17 protein-coding genes are annotated in these 16,989 nt (G+C 51.9%); 10 read left to right on the top strand and 7 right to left on the bottom strand.

Going from position 1 to position 16,989, the window contains the following annotated elements:
* Positions 1-40 precede the first annotated feature (40 nt).
* Positions 41-463, bottom strand: coding sequence for a hypothetical protein (locus tag KNP83_RS12505; protein ID WP_214762766.1), 423 nt, complete (start codon positions 461-463; stop codon positions 41-43).
* A 360-nt stretch (positions 464-823) separates the two neighbouring features.
* Between KNP83_RS12505 and pflB the strand changes: the two genes are divergently transcribed.
* Both pflB and pflA read left to right on the top strand, forming a co-directional pair.
* Positions 824-3,070, top strand: coding sequence for a formate C-acetyltransferase (pflB, locus tag KNP83_RS12500; protein ID WP_214762765.1), 2,247 nt, complete (start codon positions 824-826; stop codon positions 3,068-3,070).
* 56 nt (positions 3,071-3,126) lie between these two features.
* Positions 3,127-3,843 (top strand): pyruvate formate-lyase-activating protein, encoded by a 717-nt coding sequence (pflA, locus tag KNP83_RS12495; protein ID WP_214762764.1) that lies wholly within the window; start codon positions 3,127-3,129, stop codon positions 3,841-3,843.
* A 40-nt stretch (positions 3,844-3,883) separates the two neighbouring features.
* Here the strand turns inward: pflA and KNP83_RS12490 are convergent, their stop codons facing one another.
* Both KNP83_RS12490 and rsgA read right to left on the bottom strand, forming a co-directional pair.
* The gene (locus KNP83_RS12490) at positions 3,884-5,110 is read right to left on the bottom strand and encodes an NAD(P)-dependent malic enzyme (protein ID WP_214762763.1); all 1,227 of its coding nucleotides are present in this window, start codon (positions 5,108-5,110) and stop codon (positions 3,884-3,886) included.
* Between the two features lie 206 nt (positions 5,111-5,316).
* Positions 5,317-6,291: a ribosome small subunit-dependent GTPase A gene (gene rsgA, locus KNP83_RS12485; RefSeq protein WP_214762762.1), complete on the bottom strand. Its 975-nt coding sequence runs from the start codon at positions 6,289-6,291 to the stop codon at positions 5,317-5,319.
* Between the two features lie 244 nt (positions 6,292-6,535).
* Here rsgA and KNP83_RS12480 point away from each other — a divergent pair, with 244 nt between their 5' ends.
* From KNP83_RS12480 to KNP83_RS12455, 6 genes are all read left to right on the top strand, one after another.
* Positions 6,536-6,919, top strand: a complete 384-nt coding sequence (locus KNP83_RS12480) for a lmo0954 family membrane protein (RefSeq protein ID WP_214762761.1) — start codon at positions 6,536-6,538, stop codon at positions 6,917-6,919.
* Positions 6,920-6,941: 22 nt separating this feature from the next.
* The gene (locus tag KNP83_RS12475) at positions 6,942-7,598 is read left to right on the top strand and encodes a PspA/IM30 family protein (RefSeq protein WP_214762760.1); all 657 of its coding nucleotides are present in this window, start codon (positions 6,942-6,944) and stop codon (positions 7,596-7,598) included.
* 86 nt (positions 7,599-7,684) lie between these two features.
* Complete coding sequence (gene liaF, locus KNP83_RS12470; protein WP_214762759.1) at positions 7,685-8,377, top strand: cell wall-active antibiotics response protein LiaF; 693 nt, start codon at positions 7,685-7,687, stop codon at positions 8,375-8,377.
* Positions 8,374-9,402 carry a sensor histidine kinase gene (locus tag KNP83_RS12465; RefSeq protein WP_214762758.1) on the top strand — a complete coding sequence of 343 codons (1,029 nt, stop codon included), beginning with the start codon at positions 8,374-8,376 and terminating at the stop codon, positions 9,400-9,402. The genes liaF and KNP83_RS12465 overlap by 4 nt, the downstream gene beginning before the upstream one ends.
* Positions 9,399-10,034, top strand: a complete 636-nt coding sequence (locus tag KNP83_RS12460; protein WP_214762757.1) for a response regulator — start codon at positions 9,399-9,401, stop codon at positions 10,032-10,034. The genes KNP83_RS12465 and KNP83_RS12460 overlap by 4 nt, the downstream gene beginning before the upstream one ends.
* A gap of 5 nt (positions 10,035-10,039) precedes the next feature.
* Complete coding sequence (locus KNP83_RS12455; protein WP_214762756.1) at positions 10,040-10,585, top strand: GNAT family N-acetyltransferase; 546 nt, start codon at positions 10,040-10,042, stop codon at positions 10,583-10,585.
* Positions 10,586-10,593: 8 nt separating this feature from the next.
* Here the strand turns inward: KNP83_RS12455 and KNP83_RS12450 are convergent, their stop codons facing one another.
* The 4 genes from KNP83_RS12450 to KNP83_RS12435 form a co-directional block, all read right to left on the bottom strand.
* Positions 10,594-12,486, bottom strand: coding sequence for an ABC-F family ATP-binding cassette domain-containing protein (locus KNP83_RS12450; RefSeq protein ID WP_214762755.1), 1,893 nt, complete (start codon positions 12,484-12,486; stop codon positions 10,594-10,596).
* Positions 12,483-13,184 carry a lysophospholipid acyltransferase family protein gene (locus KNP83_RS12445; RefSeq protein ID WP_214762754.1) on the bottom strand — a complete coding sequence of 234 codons (702 nt, stop codon included), beginning with the start codon at positions 13,182-13,184 and terminating at the stop codon, positions 12,483-12,485. The genes KNP83_RS12450 and KNP83_RS12445 overlap by 4 nt, the downstream gene beginning before the upstream one ends.
* A gap of 94 nt (positions 13,185-13,278) precedes the next feature.
* Positions 13,279-13,539, bottom strand: a complete 261-nt coding sequence (locus tag KNP83_RS12440) for a hypothetical protein (protein WP_029596043.1) — start codon at positions 13,537-13,539, stop codon at positions 13,279-13,281.
* An 83-nt stretch (positions 13,540-13,622) separates the two neighbouring features.
* The gene (locus tag KNP83_RS12435; protein ID WP_021067793.1) at positions 13,623-13,865 is read right to left on the bottom strand and encodes a hypothetical protein; all 243 of its coding nucleotides are present in this window, start codon (positions 13,863-13,865) and stop codon (positions 13,623-13,625) included.
* A 566-nt stretch (positions 13,866-14,431) separates the two neighbouring features.
* Between KNP83_RS12435 and KNP83_RS12430 the strand changes: the two genes are divergently transcribed.
* Positions 14,432-15,283, top strand: a complete 852-nt coding sequence (locus tag KNP83_RS12430) for a CvfB family protein (RefSeq protein ID WP_214762753.1) — start codon at positions 14,432-14,434, stop codon at positions 15,281-15,283.
* Between the two features lie 163 nt (positions 15,284-15,446).
* The gene (gene cshA / locus KNP83_RS12425; RefSeq protein ID WP_214762752.1) at positions 15,447-16,949 is read left to right on the top strand and encodes a degradosome RNA helicase CshA; all 1,503 of its coding nucleotides are present in this window, start codon (positions 15,447-15,449) and stop codon (positions 16,947-16,949) included.
* Positions 16,950-16,989 lie beyond the last annotated feature (40 nt).

Raw genomic sequence — 16,989 nt, 5'->3', positions numbered from 1 at the left:
TCGTGGGGCAAAAACAAAGGAAGCATAAGTGCTCCCCGTTTTAAATATAACGAACATGTTCCGTGTCTTGGTCGAATGAAGAGCGGAGTGTCTGTGTGTACGTCTGTCCGTCTTCGATGAGTTTGATGTGCACATCGATTTGCTCAGGCGTTGCCTCAACACCTTCAACGGTGAATCCTTGATACACGCGATATTGCAATTCTTTCGTCAAGCGCTCATAGGCGGCGAGTTCTGGATACGTCGCTGCGACGTCAATCGGGCGCGAGATGAGCGCCGCGAGCAAATTGTCGCGGTAATCGATGAAATCCTCGTTTTCGATATCGTCGTCAAACCGAATCCAAAAACCTGCGTCTTCAAATTCTGTGATAAATCCGTCACGTTGTTCACCGTTCGCTTCTACTTTAAGGGAGATGCGGTCACCGGCTTTCAAGTCGTGATCGGCTGTCAATAATTCGTACGTCATGGGAAGAACCCCTTCCTCTTCTACAATGTTCTGCCTTCATTGTGTCCGATGTAAGGCAAAAATTCAAGTTCTATCCCCGAGTCGTGATATACATCACACTAAAAACTGTATAAATCGTCACAATCAAATTGAGATGATACAGAATCGAGATAAATCCTGTCGTGACGTAATTTATCTGTTTCATCGTTCAAAGAAAATATAGTATAACAGAATTTAAAGCGCTTACAAAAACGGCTTTACGCCAACGTTCATGAGATTGTTACAACTTTCACAATAATGTAAAACATAATGTTCACGTTTTCACGTACACTCAACGTATAGCAAACACGCAGTTATCTCAACTATGAGGAGTGACCCACAATGGCAACCGAAATTAAATCAGCCTGGTCAGGATTTGTTCCTGGGCAGTGGACGAGTGAAGTGAACGTCGGTGAGTTTATCCGTTTAAACCGACACGAGTACACCGGGAACGATTCGTTCTTAGCGGGGCCGACCGAAGCGACGAATCAGCTTTGGGCGCAAGTGATGGAATTGACGAAAGAAGAGCGGGAGCGCGGGGGTGTTTGGGCGGTCGATCAAAACAATCCGTCGACGATCGTCTCGCACGGTCCTGGATACTTAAATAAAGAACTCGAGAAAGTAGTCGGCGTTCAAACGGATGAGCCGTTCAAACGTTCAATCCATCCAAACGGTGGTATTCGGATGGTCGACGCTGCACTAGAATCGTATGGCTTTGAGCCGAACCCTGAAATCACAAAGATTTATTCGGAAATTCGCAAAACGCACAACCAAGGTGTCTTCGATGCGTACACACCTGAGATGCGAGCGGCACGGAAATCAGGGATCATCACAGGACTTCCTGACGCCTATGGCCGGGGACGGATTATCGGTGACTATCGTCGCGTTGCCTTGTACGGGTTGGACTTCTTGATTGCGGCACGTAAAAAAGACTTGGCAAACCGTGGCGGCTTCTTGTCCGAGGCAGATATTCGGACGCGTGAAGAAATGTCGGAACAGCTCCGGGCGATGCAAGAATTGAAACAACTCGGTGCGGCGTACGGGTTCGACCTTGGCCGTCCGGCGGAAAACACACAAGAGGCGTACCAATGGGTGTACTTGGCTTATCTCGCAGCCGTCAAAGAACAGAATGGGGCCGCCATGTCGCTCGGACGCGTCTCGACGTTCCTTGACGTATACGCCGAGCGTGACATTGAAGTCGGTCGTTTGACCGAGTCGGACGTCCAAGAAATCGTCGACCACTTCATCATGAAGCTCCGAATCGTCAAATTCTTGCGCACACCTGACTATAATGAATTGTTCTCGGGTGACCCAACGTGGGTGACCGAGTCAATCGGTGGGATGAGCGAGGATGGTCGCTCGAACGTGACGAAGAGCTCGTTCCGCTTCTTGCATTCACTCTCAAACCTCGGGCCAGCACCAGAACCGAACTTGACCGTGCTGTGGTCGACAAGATTGCCAGAAGGCTTCAAACAATATTGTGCCAAGATGTCGATTGAGACGTCTGCTATCCAATATGAGAACGACGACCTCATGCTTCCAGAGTTCGGCGACGACTACGGCATCGCCTGCTGTGTGTCACCGATGAAAATCGGGAAACAGATGCAGTTCTTCGGTGCCCGCGCCAACATGGCGAAAGCACTCCTTTATAGCATGAACGGAGGACGCGACGAGAAGAGCGGTGATCAAATCGCACCAGTGTGGGAGATGAACACCGAAGACGTACTCACATACGACAAAGTGTACGCCGACTTTGATCGCACGCTTGATTGGCTCGCCGAGCTTTACGTCAACACGCTCAACGTCATCCACTTCATGCATGACAAATATGCGTATGAACGGATTGAGATGGCGCTTCACGACCCTGAAATTTTACGGACGATGGCATGCGGCATCGCCGGCCTTTCGGTCACAGCGGACAGCCTGTCAGCTATCAAATACGCGACCGTGAAACCAATCCGCAACGATCAAGGCATCGCCGTCGATTTTGAGACGGAAGGCGACTTCCCTAAATTCGGCAACAACGACGACCGTGTCGATGCAATCGCTGTCGAGCTCGTCGAGTCGTTCATGGAAAAAGTGCGCAAGCATAAAACGTACCGCGACGCGCTCCATACGCAATCGGTGTTGACGATCACATCAAACGTCGTCTACGGCAAGAAGACAGGAAACACACCGGACGGACGCCGCGCCGGCGAACCGTTCGCACCAGGCGCGAACCCGATGCACGGCCGTGATACGAAAGGGGCTGCCGCGTCGCTCTCGTCAGTCGCGAAACTTCCGTTCGAACACGCGCAAGACGGCATCTCCTACACGTTCTCGATCGTCCCGAAAGCGCTCGGCAAAGAAGAAGTGGCCCGTGAACTCAACTTGGCGGCACTGCTTGACGGCTATATGGGCGGCGAACATAAAGGACATCACTTGAACGTCAACGTCTTCAACCGTGAGACGTTACTCGATGCGATGGAACATCCGGAAGAATATCCACAGCTCACCATCCGTGTCTCAGGATACGCGGTCAACTTCATCAAGTTGACACGTGAACAACAAATCGACGTCATCAACCGGACGTTCCACGGTTCATTGTAAACAAAGGCTTGGCGGCCTTCACCTGAGGGCCGCTCATTCGTTAGGAGGTCATTTCGATGACAATGGGATATGTACACTCGGTCGAATCGTTTGGAACCGTTGACGGCCCGGGAATTCGTTTTATCGTCTTTTTACAAGGTTGTGCGCTTCGTTGCTTGTATTGCCATAATGCTGACACGTGGGATTTCAAAAAGAATAACCATCGTTCGGCCGAGGACGTCATTCAGGAAGCGCTCAGCTATCGTCCGTTCATGGAAGCGTCAAAAGGCGGCATCACGATTTCTGGGGGCGATCCGCTCGCGCAGCCAGAGTTTTTAGAGGCGTTGTTGCGTGAAGCGAAGAAACACGGGCTCCATACGACACTCGACACGTCGGGTGCACTCCGTCCCCCTAACTTGGATGCCATTTTAGACCATACCGATCTCGTGTTGCTTGATATTAAACATATCGACGATGAGATGTGTAAGAAACTAACAGGACGCAGCAACGTCAACACGCTCGCGCTCGCTGAACACTTATCCGAGCGCGGAACGAAAATGTGGATTCGCCACGTCCTCGTCCCGGAATGGACACTCGATGAAGGGGCGCTGCGTCGCACGGCAGCGTTCATTCAAAAGCTCGACCACGTCGAGAAAGTCGAAATCTTGCCGTACCATGAGATGGGCGTCTATAAATGGGAGGCGCTCGGGCTCGACTATCCGCTCAAAGGGATCAAACCACCGACGACGGAAGAAGTCGAATGGGCGGAAGGGATCTTGCAAGGAACCGTCTAAAAAAACTGCGCAGACCTTATTGGTCTGCGCAGTTTTTGGATTACAGATGTTTTTGACTCACATGCTGGCGGATGGCGGCTTCATCGAGCGGACGTTTGGCGACGCCGGTCTCGACGGCGGCTTTGGCGACCGCAACTGCCACGGCCGGTGCGATGCGTTCATCGAACGGGCTCGGGATGACGACGCCGTTCGCCAAATCTTCCTCGGTCAACAAGTCGGCAATCGCGTGAACAGCGGCTTCCTTCATCTCCTCATTGATTTCGCTGGCGCGAACGTCAAGTGCGCCCCGGAAAATGCCTGGGAAAGCGAGGACGTTGTTCACTTGGTTGGCGAAATCGGAACGGCCGGTCGCGACGACACGCGCCCCGGCGTTTGTCGCGAGGTCCGGCATAATCTCCGGAATCGGGTTCGCGAGGGCGAAGATAACCGGGTCGACGGCCATCGAGCGGACCATGTCTTCCGTGACGGCACCAGCCGCCGAGACACCGATAAAGACGTCGGCCCCTTGAAGCACGTCGGCGAGCGACCCTTCGTGTTGCTTCCGGTTCGTCGCTTTAGCGATTTGATCTTTGAACGGGTTCATCCCTTCGACGCGTCCTTCATAAATCGCGCCTTTTGTATCACAGATGACGAGATCTTCGACGCCGAAACGCTTCAATAATTTGGCGATGGCAATGCCGGCGGCCCCGGCACCGTTCATGACGACACGGAGTTCAGGCATCGTCTTATCGACGAGACGCAACGCGTTGACGAGACCGGCCAAGACGACGATGGCTGTCCCGTGTTGGTCGTCATGGAAGACAGGAATCGGGAGCGTCTGTTTCAGGCGCGCCTCGATCTCGAAACATTCGGGCGCCTTGATGTCTTCTAAGTTAACGGCACCGAACGTCGGCGCAAGCAATTCGACCGTCCGGACGATCTCGTCGACGTTATGCGTGTCGAGACAGATGGGGAACGCATCGACCCCGGCAAAGCTTTTGAACAAGACGGCTTTCCCTTCCATGACCGGGAGCGCGGCCTCTGGACCGATATTGCCGAGGCCGAGGACGGCACTTCCGTCCGAGACGACGGCGACCGTGTTGGCACGGAGTGTATAGTCGTAAGACAGTTCTTTATCTTCAGCGATGCGGCGGCACGGTTCGGCGACACCTGGTGAATAAGCGAGACTGAGCGCTTCTTTCGTGTCGACGTCGACTTTCGGTGTCGTTTCCAATTTTCCGTGGTGCATGGCGTGCATCTCGAGTGCGCGTTCGTTCAATGTTTTCATAAGTCTCTCCCTATATCTAGCGATTTTATCTGTGATAATACGAGTCCATTGTAACGGAGAAACCGCTTACTTTCGAGGGTTTTACCTGCATTTAGGCGAACTATTTCTGAACGATTGTTCACAAAAGAAGGACTGGTGATAGGAGATGGTGCTAAATGATGCGGTGTAAAAAGGGAGACACGGCTGTTTCCGTGACTCCCTCGTGTTCATGCTTTTGTTTTTCGTTTCTTCTTCTCGGCGAGACGTGCCGCTTCCGCTTGCCGTTTCTCGGCATAGCGGAGCTCACGCTCGAGTTTGACGAAGCTTTGATAGCGTTTCGCGTCGAGCGTTCCGACTGTGATGGCGCCTCGGACGGCGCATCCCGGTTCATTGCCGTGCGAACAGTCCCGGAACCGACACGTCTCGGCGAGCGCCTCGATATCCCGAAACGTCTCGTCGAGGTGATCGGCCCCGTCCCAAAGACCGAATTCACGCATTCCGGGTGTATCGATGACGAACAAGTCGTCGATTTGGAACAGTTCCCGATGGGTCGTCGTGTGCTTGCCGCGCTCATCGCTCTCGCGGACGGCCTGCGTCTCGGCGACGTCCGTCCCGGCGAGCGCGTTCGTCAGCGTCGATTTCCCGACACCGGACGATCCGACGAGGACGATCGTGCTTCCGCTCGACAGTGCGGCTCGCAACGCTTCAACGCCGTCCCCAGTGACTGAACTGACAGGGAAGACGTCGACGCCAGGCACTGTCAACGTGAGTTCGTCGACGAGTGCATCCGCGTTGTCGACTTGGTCCGATTTCGTCAAGACGATGAGCGGCGTGGCGCCGGTTTCCCACGCGGCGAGCGAATAGCGCTCGAGCCGGCGCAGATTGAAGTCGTGCCCGCATGCCATCGTGATCAAGATGAAGTCGACGTTCGCGCAGATCAGCTGTTCACGCGTCTCGTTGCCGGCCGCTGCCCGTGATAGGACAGTGCGCCGCTCAAGGAGACGTCGAATCACGCCTTGACCGTGTTCACGAACGGTGAACTCGACGAAGTCACCGATGACCGGATAATCGCGCTCACTTTCGGCCTCGTGCCGAAATTTCCCAGTGACGCTACACGTGTAGGCTGCATTATCGGTCGTGACCGTGTACATATGTTGGAACTGTGCTGTGACACGTCCCGTTGTGATTGTTGTTTGATTCAAATAGAATCCTCCTCTTAGTGGTGGAGGACAGTCGCCCTCCGATTGGCTGACAAGATGTGTACTGCGTTGACTAAGGTGCTCATAAAACATCATCCTTTCATTGTTCGATGCCTCAAGTATAGCACAGGATTTGAGAACGCTCTCATCTCGGTCTACAGACTGAGGGAAAACGGGCCTTGCGCTCGTCGCGCCATAAAAAATAACGTATTATGATAAGAGTGTACTTAACGAGGAGGGATGATAGATGAATCGCCAGGTGAAACAAGTGTTGTTCATCGTGGCCGCGATCTCTTTAGTTCTCGTTCTAATCGGCTTTTTACCGAATATGATCATGTTCGGTTTGGGGGCGCTCTTAGCACTGTGGGCTGGAGTCAGATTCATGGCCGTGACACATGTCGGCGCTAAAATCGGTTACGGTGCGCTTGCCGTGATCGGGATCATCACAATTTTATCGAACATTTGGGCGTTACTCGGGATTGTGGTGGCATGGGTATTGTTTAAAGGGTATATGATGTATGCCAACCAAAAACAAGACGTCGAGATTTTGAATGCGGACGGCTCGCGTGCGAACCGGAGCAGCTTTCAATCGTTTGATCAAGTGTGGCAGAAATTTGTAAACCGTCGCTAAGCTTCACAAGGAGGATATTATGATGAAAACACCATTTGACCAGTTTCGTGATTTAGCTAACGAGTTGACGAAAGAATTATCGAAAGAGATGAAGAAGTTCCAAGATAAAGAGGGCCCACGTTCGGCACCGCGTTCGAGCGGAGAAGCCGAGTTAAACCGCCACATCCGTGGTGCTGAGAAAGAAGCGATGTCGGTCGAACGTCTCGTCGAACGTCAAAAGGCGCTCCTCGATGAGTTGGCGACGAAACGTGATGACGCCAAACTGATGGCGGACAAGCGTTACGAGCAGACCGAGCTCGCCAAACAAGCGGGCGAAGAGAAGCTTGCGGAACGGGCCGCCCTTGAATCAAAACATTACGGCGAGCAGTATCGCTATTTCGAAGGGTTGCTCGACGAAGGAGCGCGTGAACTCGATGCCCTCGAGCGCCGTGCCCTCGAGATGCGACTGAAACTCGATGAGATGCAAAACAAACGTTATGAATTCGCGATGCGAGAAAACCTGGATTTATTGAAAGGTGCGCTCGATCAAATCTTCGGCGCGCAGACGTCGAAGACGCATCCGTTCACGGAAGAAGAGAAGAAACAAGAACCGGCCGCTGAAGAGAAAATCGATACGGCGGACGAAGATGATTTCGAAGCAAAACTAAAAGAACTCGAGCGTCGCTTCAAACAAGACTGACGCAACGGTTCAGCGATGGTCCGACGAATGGTTGGGCCATCGCTTCTTTGCTTCATTGTACATACTGTCAGAGAGGGGGAAGCAACGTGGAACGTTGGAACACACGCCAAATCATCGGATTCATGATTATTTTATTTGCCATTGGACTCTTTATCGATATCGTGACGGGTGGAAACAGCGTCCTCTTCAGCATGGTCGTTCCGTTATTGTTGCTTTATATCGGACGGCGCTTCAGCCGCAAAGGCAATCAGCCGGTCAGCTATATCTTTTACGGGATTGGCGGCATCATGCTCGTCGGACTCATCTTTTCGTCGGCGGCATTTGGGTTTGTGCTGTCGGGACTACTGCTCATGTTCGGCTATCGCCTGTATAAAAACCGTCCGCTCGAATCGAGCCGGTTCAAGTCACATATTCGGCAAGAACAGGCGTTTACGTTCGGGACGAAAGAAAGTGGTCATTACGTGCTCCAAGACACGAATGAATTCTTCTTGTTGCGTGACGTTGAACTCGACTTGTCACGCGCCATCATCCCGGAAGGAGAGACGTTCTTACTACTGAATGGCCTCGCCGGGGACATCCGAATCCTCATTCCGGCCGGTTACGATTATTCGATTGACGCCTCCATCGGCTTCGGCAAGATTCAAGTCGACGAATCGAATTACTCGCCCGTATTCAATCGCCGCTTCTATACGGCATCGGACGATTATGCAGCGGCGACACGAAAAGTCCGGATTCATATCGTGCTCATGAGCGGAAGTGTCGAGGTGATGACCGTATGAAGAAAGATTCGTATCCACGGACCGTCGTCTGGCATCAGCTGTTCAGTAGTCTGTTGACGGCACTGTTCGTCACGATTGCATTTCTAATAGGTGACTCGACTTCACTCCGAGATTTGTTCACACGTGAAGAAGGGTTGCCTTTCGGTGTGTCTATCCTCGTCATCGCCGTCTTGATCGGCAGCGTGTTCGGGGTCGGCTCATACTTTTATTTGCGCCGTGACTTCCGTGAAGTGGCCATCGCCTTATGGAAGCTCGAGAATCAAAAAGATATCACGTTCCGGCCGTTGTCGCCGTATCGCGACACGCTCGAACGAATCGCACGCATCTCGAAACAGCGCGCGGAAATGGTCGAGATGGCAAAGCGGGTCGGCGATCGGCCCGTCAGTGTCGAGGAAGCGCGCAGCGAAGCCGTAGTTGAGGAACGGCGACGTGTCGCCCGAGAGTTGCATGACTCGGTCAGCCAGCAACTGTACGCCATCTCGATGATGACGACGGCCGCCAAGCAGACGATCGAGGCGAAACCGGACGTGGCCGCCAAACAAATCGAGCAAGTCGAAGTGATGGCGCAAACCGCCCAGGCCGAAATGCGCTCACTACTGTTGCAACTCCGCCCGGTCGAACTCGAAGGGATGACGCTCAAGACGGGGATCGAGCGACTGTTAGAAGAACTGTCGCGCAAACAATCGACCGAACTCATTTGGCGGCTCGAAGAAGTCGAGTTGTCGCGTCACACCGAGAACGAACTGTTCCGTATCGTGCAAGAAGCAATCAGTAACACGCTTCGACATGCGAAAGCGAAGCGACTCGAAATCGAAATGCGGACCGTGCAACAGACGGTCATCTTAAAAATAAACGACGACGGCATCGGCTTTAACGTCGATGATACACAAGTCGCCTCATATGGCTTACAATCGATAAGAGAGAGGACGGCTGAGGTCGGCGGGACGTTACGACTCGTCAGTGTGCCCGGCGTCGGTACTCAGATTGAAGTTCGTGTGAAACAACAAGTGGAGGGGTTACAATGATTCGAGTCGTATTGATTGATGACCATGAGATGGTACGGGCCGGCGTGTCGGCGTTTTTGTCGACGCAACCTGACATCGAAGTCGTCGGAGAGGCATCGGATGGCGCGACTGGGGCCGAGATTGCCATCCAAGAAAAGCCGGATGTGGTCTTGATGGATTTAGTGATGGAACCTGTCGATGGGGTCGAGTCGACCAAGCGGATCAAGGCGAGTTGGAAAGACGCTAAAATCTTGGTCGTGACGAGTTTCTTAGATGATGAGAAAGTGTATCCCGTCATCGAGGCCGGGGCGATGAGTTATGTCTTGAAAACGGCAAATGCCAATGAAATCGCCGATGCGATTCGTCAAACGGCAGCGGGCAATCCCGTCATGGCCGCCCAAGTGACGGGTAAGATGCTCGAACGGCTCCGTCATCCGGAAAAGACGTTGCACGAGAGTTTGACGGCCCGGGAACGTGAGATTTTGCAATTGATGGCGGAAGGAAAGTCGAACCAAGTCATCGCCGACGAACTATACATCTCATTGAAGACGGTGAAGACGCACGTCTCCAACATTTTGACGAAGCTCGACGTCTATGATCGGACGCAAGCGGTCGTCTATGCATTTCAACATAATATCGTCAGTAAAGGGTGAAGAGCATGCTTCCAACGATTGAAACGGACCGGCTCTGGTTGCGACAACTCGACGTGAACGACGCCGAGCGGCTATTCAGCATTTTTTCAGACCCGAACGTCTTACAGTATTATGGGATGGAGCCTCATGCGTCCATTTCAGAGACGGAACAGATGCTTACCGGGATGCTCGAAGGAATCGAGTCCGGTGCCGTCATGCGCTGGGGCATCGTGACGAAACAGTCGTCCGAGTTGATTGGGACGATCGGTTTTCACAACCGGGCGCCGCGGCATCGCCGTGCCGAAGTGGGCTACGAGCTTCACCCAGACCATTGGCGTCACGGGTATGCGACAGAAGCGCTCCAGGCCGCGTTAGGCTATGCCGCGCAAACAGGCGAGATGGAACGGGTCGGGGCCATCGTCTTCACCGGGAACGTCGCGTCACAACAGATGTTAGAACAGAACGGGTTCATCCGGGAAGGGATGCTTGCACGCTATATGCGCCAAGGAGACCTTGCCCACGACGTGTATGTATATAGTTACATGACAAAAGAGGATCACGCCGACGCGTGATCCTCTTTTCATTTCTTCTGTGCTTGAATTTGTTCGTCGATTTCCGATAGATATTCCCAACGCTCCATTTTCGTATCGAGTGCCTCTTTCAAGGCGGCGATCTCGGCGTACAGTTCGTTCACTTTCCCGAGATCGCTTCCGGCCGTGGCAAGACGTGCCTCAGCCGCCTCAATCTCAGACTCGAGCGACGCGATATCATCCTCAATCGTCTCCCATTCCTTCTGTTCTTTGAAGGTGAACTTGACGACATCGGTTTTGACGCGCTCTTTTTTTTCTTTTGATTCTTTTTTCACTTGTTGCTTCGTCTGTTCTTGAAGCGTGGCCAAATAATCACTATATTCGGCGTGATAGACGTTAATCGTCCCGTCTTCGAAGGCGATGAGCTGTTCGGCGATCCGGTCTAAGAAATAGCGGTCGTGACTGACGGCGATGACCGTTCCTGGAAACGACTCCAAATAGTCTTCAAGGACAGACAGAGTCTCCGTATCGAGGTCGTTCGTCGGCTCATCCAAAAACAGCACGTTCGGTTCATCCATCAAGATGCGGAGCAAGACGAGGCGGCGTTTTTCACCACCTGACAGTTTGGCAATCGGTTTATATTGCGCGTCCGGGGTGAACAAGAAGCGTTCGAGCATCTGACTGGCCGTGATCGTCTCGCCATCCGGCGTATAGATGACTTGGGCGATACGTTCAATCTCATCGATGACACGGCGTGAGGTATCTTCAAATTCGACTTGTTGCCCGTAATACCCGAGATGGACCGTTTCGCCGTGGACGACCGTCCCGTCCGTCGGCTGAAGGCGATGAGCGAGCAGGTTCATGAGCGTCGTCTTTCCGCTTCCGTTCGGTCCGACGATGCCATATCGCTCCCGACGTCCGAACAGCCACGTGAAGTCTTGAATGAGAAGCTTGTCGTCATAGCCGAATGACAAGTTCTCGACTTCAATCACTTTCTTCCCGAGGCGGCGTGACCCGACGGACACTTCGAGCGCCTCATCCTCGGCGAGCGTCTCTTGATGTTTCAATTCTTCGACGCGCTGGATGCGCGCTTTTTGTTTCGTCGTCCGGGCTTTGGCGCCGCGGCGCAACCAGGCGAGCTCGCGGCGTAAAATGTTTTGGCGCTTCTGCTCCATCGAATGGGACCGGGCCTTACGCTCGGCCCGTTTCTCGAGGAAGAGCTCGTAGTTTCCGTCATAGAAATAACTCGTCCCATCTGCAATCTCGAGGATGTGGTTCGTGACCCGATTTAAGAAATAGCGGTCGTGAGTGATGAGCAAGATGGCGCCTCGGTAATCGGCGAGGACCGTCTCGAGCCAAGCGATCGTATCGGCATCGAGTTCGTTCGTCGGCTCATCGAGCAACAACAGGTCGGCTTCGTCGAGCAGGGCGGCGGCCAAGGCGACCCGTTTCTGTTGTCCGCCGGAGAGTGAACTGATTTCGGCCGTCACGTCCGGAAGGCCGAGGCGGTTCAAAATCGATTTCAACTTGGCCTCGGTCTCCCATGCATCGGCGGCATCGACGGCCTGCTGGGCTTTCATGAAGCGTGCCAGCCATTGCTCACTCGTCGGGTTCGCCTCGAGTGCTTGCCGGGCCAGTTCATATTGCTTCAACGCTTGAACGGATGGAGTGTCACTCGTGAACAAGGCGTCCAAAATCGTTTGACCTGAATCGAAGTCGACCGTTTGCGTCAAATAGCGAATCCGATAGTCGTTCGGATGTTGCATCGAACCGCGGTCTGCCGTCTCGACGCCGGCGACAATTTTTAAGAACGTCGATTTTCCAGAGCCGTTGACGCCGATCACGCCGATACGGTTACCGGGATGAATCGTCATCGTGACGTCATCGAACAACACTTTATCTGCAAATTCTTTATGAATACCTTCAATCGTTAATAAGCTCATGATTCTTCTCCTTCAACAACGCGGCGAATCATCGTCTCCGCAAGCGCGGCGATTTCTTTGTTCGGGACGTCGGCCGGATCGATGACCGGTAAAAAGGTGACGTCGACCGTTCCTGGGGTGATGCGATTTTTCGTCTCAAGTAAATGATGGCTGCCTTTGATGGCGACCGGGACGATCTTGGCGCCACTTGAGGTGGCGAGCGTCAAACTGCCGGCCTTGAATTCTTTAATCGGTCCGCCTTTTGAGCGTGTACCTTCCGGGAAGACGATAATCGATTGGCCGGATTGAATCGTCTCGACGCCGGATCGGATGGCCTTAATCGATTGGCGACGGTCGCTGCGGTCGATAAAGATACAGCCCATCATCTCCATCCAGCGTGGGATGATTGGGAACTTTTGTACCTCGATTTTAGAGATGAACGCTTTCGGATGTTTCGTAGCGGTGAGCATGATCGGCACATCGAAGTTCCCTTGATGGTTCGCGACGTAGACGACCGGCTCGTTCGGGATATTTTCCTGGCCGTGCACGCGGACGCGGGCGCCGGCGATGCGGAGCAGGAAACTTGCCCATGTATAGGCAACGGTTTGAACGTACGCGTAACGTTCAGGCGGCGTCAGCCGTTTCGCTTTCGGATAGAAGGGAAGCGTCAGCGGTAAGACGGCAAAAAATGTGATAAACCAAATGGCGGTGCGAATCATGAGTCATTCTCCTTTCAATCGTTCAACTATTGGTCTGGACACGAAGAAAGAGTCTTCTTCTCTGGACGAGAATCCGACTCTTCGGCATGAATCCTTATTCCCAGAAGCGAGATTCGCTTTCCTCTTCTTCTTCCTCGAGTTCGAACGTGATTCGTTTGTTCACCGGGTCCACAGCAAAGTAAGCTCCGTCTTGATCGATGCTCTTGAACTGCATGACGTGATCGGTGCCGATTTCGAGGGTGAGTCGAATCCGGTTGTCATCATCGACGAGCAAGATCCCATCTTCTTTCAGCCATAACTCCATGACAGGTGAATAACGCAATAACCATTCGTTCGATAAAGGGATTTCATTCATACGTGTTTGTGCCTCCTACGGGTTGAGTCCGTTTTGCTCTCTGTCTACAATAGAATAACAAAAGTGGAGGGTGAAGACGAGCGTTATGTAGAACGTTTACGTGTACTCGAGTGCATACGTGCCACGATGCGTTTGATTTTTTTCTGGTTGCGGCGTTCAATCAATAAGACGTTCGTTTGTGCGACTAACTGTTTAAACGAAGATAAGCCCATGGCGAGCAATACGGCGAACAGGAATGTACCGATCGGGTCTTTGAAAAAACCGGTTTGGAGCGAGACGGACAAACCGACGACCGAAAGAATCGTGGTGAGAAAATAAAATAGCATGAGTGGCTCTCCCTTCCCAGATGATTCAATAGTAAAAGCCGAACGTTATGTTCGTTCGACAGTTGCACAAAAAATCCCTTTTTTTGTCGGAACAAAACAAAAAAACGCCTTCTGTCAGGAGAGGGCGTTTACTCTTGGACCATTGTGACGGATGATGATACGTTTGTATCGACGCCGTTTGAGAAAATGAAGCTAAGTGAAGCGAGTAGCGCGAAGAAAGCGATCAATAAGCCTTTCATAAAGCGCTTCGCAAATGATCGAGATTGAACATCAAACATTTATTATCCCCCGTTCGGCCATGGCTGAAACCTAATTCGTTAAACAACACTTCCTTAATAATAACGTTTTCAAAATGTGGATACTAGATGGAAAATGCACGTTCACAAAATTGTCACAAAATTTGAAATAAGAACGTTAGAATCCTCGTCAACCGGTCATATGAGTATCCTGCTCTCGTTCACAATTTAGACACAAATGAACGGGGCAGTGAAATCGAACGTGATATGATTAGGAACGTGTGTAGGTAGGTATATTGACAGTAATAGATGAAAAAGGATGTGGAGTGTATGGCATTACGTGCAGGCGAAGTAGTAGACTTGGTAGCGGAACGTTCAGCGGATTTTGGAGTGTTTATCGGAAACGGTCGCGAAGAGGTACTCCTTCATCGAAAAGAACAAACAGAAGAGGTCGAGGTCGGGCAGACGGTACGTGTCTTCCTTTATCACGACTCGGAAGGGCGTCTCGCTTCGACGATGACGATTCCTAGCGTCACGTTCGATGACTATGAGTGGTATGAAGTGACCGGGGTCCGGTATAACACGGGTGTGTTCGTCAATATCGGGATTCAAAAAGACGTGCTCGTCTCATTAGATGATCTTCCTGAGAACCGGTCGTATTGGCCGAAAGAAGGAGACAAGCTGTGCATTCGTCTCAAGTATGATCAAAAGAGCCGTCTGCTCGGCGAACCGGCGCATTACGCGTACTTAAACTTATTGGCGCGTCCCGCCAAAGAAGAGTGGGGCAACCAAGATGTGCAGGCGATCGTCGTCAATCGACGCGACGTCGGTGTGAACGTCTGGGTCGAGAACGAGTCGCTCGGTTTCTTACATGAAGCAGAGATGACACGTTGGCCCCGTCTCGGTGAGCAATTGAACGTACGGGTGACACAAGTGAAGCAAGATGGGACGGTACTCGTCTCGATGAAACCTCGGGCATATGAGGCAATCGACCCGGATTCTGAAAGCATTCGTGCTTACATTGAAGAGCGTGGTGGCCAGATGCCGTATGGTGACAAGACAGCACCTGACGTCATCGACCGGGAGTTCGGGATGAGCAAAGCGGCGTTCAAACGGGCGCTTGGGAAACTGCTGAAAGAAAAGCAAGTTGAAAAACTCGACAACGGTTATAAATTGAAATAAGATAACTCATGTCCAGGTGGGTATGAAAAGTTTTAGAATGTATTTCTTTCATTTTAGAAACGAATACGTTATAGTTAGTAAAGTTGACTACGAGGAAACATTGGAAAAACGTCTGTAGAACAAAACCTCAGACGTTTTTTGTATGAAAAAAGGAGAATATAATTTGACAAAATTCCAAGATTTACAGTTAAGTGAAGTATTAGTAAAAGGTGTACTCAAGATGGGCTTCGAAGAAGCGACACCGATCCAAGCTGAGACAATTCCTGTCGCACTCACAGGAGTGGACGTATTAGGTCAAGCACAAACAGGTACAGGGAAAACAGCAGCTTTCGGTATTCCGACAATTGAGCGAATCGATACAAAGGCACGTCAAGTCCAAGCACTTGTTCTTGCACCGACACGTGAACTTGCGATTCAAGTTGCAGAAGAATTGAATAAAATTGGTGAAACGAAGCGCGTTTACGCACTTCCAGTATACGGTGGCCAACAAATCGACCGCCAAATTCGTGGTTTGAAAAAGAACCCACAAATCGTCGTCGCAACACCAGGACGTCTTATGGACCACATGAAGCGCAAGACGATTAAACTCGACGAGATCCAAACGGTGATCTTGGATGAGGCAGATGAAATGCTCAACATGGGCTTCGTTGAAGATATCGAGATGATTTTGAAAGGCCTTCCGGCTGAACGTCAAACACTTCTCTTCTCTGCAACAATGCCACCACAAATCAAGAAGATTGCTGAGCGCTTCATGAAGTCGCCGACAATCATTAAAGTCAAAGCGAAGGAAATGACAGTTGAAAACATCAACCAACAATTCCTCGAATTGCGCGAAGGCCAAAAATTCGACACGCTTTGCCGTTTGATCGACATCGACTCACCAGAACTCAGCATCATCTTCGCTCGTACGAAGAAGCGTGTTGACGAAGTGACAGAAGCACTCATCAAGCGTGGTTACACAGCTGATGGTCTTCATGGTGACTTGACGCAATCAAAACGTGACCAAGTCATCCGTCGTTTCAAAAACGGCACGATCGACATCTTGGTCGCGACAGACGTTGCGGCACGTGGTCTTGATATCTCAGGCGTTACACACGTTTACAACTTTGATGTTCCACAAGATCCAGAAAGCTACGTACACCGTATCGGACGTACAGGCCGTGCTGGTAAAACAGGTACAGCCCTTACGTTCATCACGCCACGTGAATTCGGTCAAGTCAAAGCAATCGAACGTGTAACGAACAAGAAGATGAACCGTCGTCACGTTCCGACAATCGCAGAAGTGCTTGAAGGTAACCAAAAGCAAGCAGCTGAAGAATTGATTGAGCGCGTTCAAGCGGGCGACTTCAAAGCTTACACGCAACTTGCGACGGAGCTTCTTGAAGAGTACGAAGCAGTTGAAATTCTTGCGGCAGCCCTTCGTGGATTGACGAAAGAGCCAGATTCAACTCCGGTTGAAATCTCGTATGCAGAACCAGTTCGCGTTAAACGTCAAGGTGGACGCAACGACCGTGGTGGATACCGTGGCAACCGTGGCGGTGGAGACCGTCGTGGTGGCGATCGTGGTGGACGCAGCGGTGGTGGCGGTGGATACCGTGGCAAACGTACGGGTGGAGACGACCGTCGTCGTTCGGACGACCGTGGCCCACGCCGTCCGCGTGACTAATCAATAACCCAAAACCGCATCTCCCTAAGTGGATTTGCGG

It is taken from the genome of Exiguobacterium sp. s146 (genome assembly GCF_018618415.1).
Classification (GTDB): Bacteria; Bacillota; Bacilli; order Exiguobacteriales; family Exiguobacteriaceae; genus Exiguobacterium.
This window is presented reverse-complemented; position numbering and strand designations above follow the sequence as displayed.

Excerpts from the sequence above, each read along its gene's own strand:
- KNP83_RS12505 (WP_214762766.1), bottom strand. The coding sequence starts at position 463 with ATGACGTACGAATTATTGACAGCCGATCACGACTTGAAAGCCGGTGAC.
- pflB (WP_214762765.1), top strand. The coding sequence starts at position 824 with ATGGCAACCGAAATTAAATCAGCCTGGTCAGGATTTGTTCCTGGGCAG.
- pflA (WP_214762764.1), top strand. The coding sequence starts at position 3,127 with ATGACAATGGGATATGTACACTCGGTCGAATCGTTTGGAACCGTTGAC.
- KNP83_RS12490 (WP_214762763.1), bottom strand. The coding sequence starts at position 5,110 with ATGAAAACATTGAACGAACGCGCACTCGAGATGCACGCCATGCACCAC.
- KNP83_RS12480 (WP_214762761.1), top strand. The coding sequence starts at position 6,536 with ATGAATCGCCAGGTGAAACAAGTGTTGTTCATCGTGGCCGCGATCTCT.
- KNP83_RS12475 (WP_214762760.1), top strand. The coding sequence starts at position 6,942 with ATGAAAACACCATTTGACCAGTTTCGTGATTTAGCTAACGAGTTGACG.
- KNP83_RS12465 (WP_214762758.1), top strand. The coding sequence starts at position 8,374 with ATGAAGAAAGATTCGTATCCACGGACCGTCGTCTGGCATCAGCTGTTC.
- KNP83_RS12460 (WP_214762757.1), top strand. The coding sequence starts at position 9,399 with ATGATTCGAGTCGTATTGATTGATGACCATGAGATGGTACGGGCCGGC.
- KNP83_RS12455 (WP_214762756.1), top strand. The coding sequence starts at position 10,040 with ATGCTTCCAACGATTGAAACGGACCGGCTCTGGTTGCGACAACTCGAC.
- KNP83_RS12450 (WP_214762755.1), bottom strand. The coding sequence starts at position 12,486 with ATGAGCTTATTAACGATTGAAGGTATTCATAAAGAATTTGCAGATAAA.
- KNP83_RS12445 (WP_214762754.1), bottom strand. The coding sequence starts at position 13,184 with ATGATTCGCACCGCCATTTGGTTTATCACATTTTTTGCCGTCTTACCG.
- KNP83_RS12440 (WP_029596043.1), bottom strand. The coding sequence starts at position 13,539 with ATGAATGAAATCCCTTTATCGAACGAATGGTTATTGCGTTATTCACCT.
- KNP83_RS12435 (WP_021067793.1), bottom strand. The coding sequence starts at position 13,865 with ATGCTATTTTATTTTCTCACCACGATTCTTTCGGTCGTCGGTTTGTCC.
- KNP83_RS12430 (WP_214762753.1), top strand. The coding sequence starts at position 14,432 with ATGGCATTACGTGCAGGCGAAGTAGTAGACTTGGTAGCGGAACGTTCA.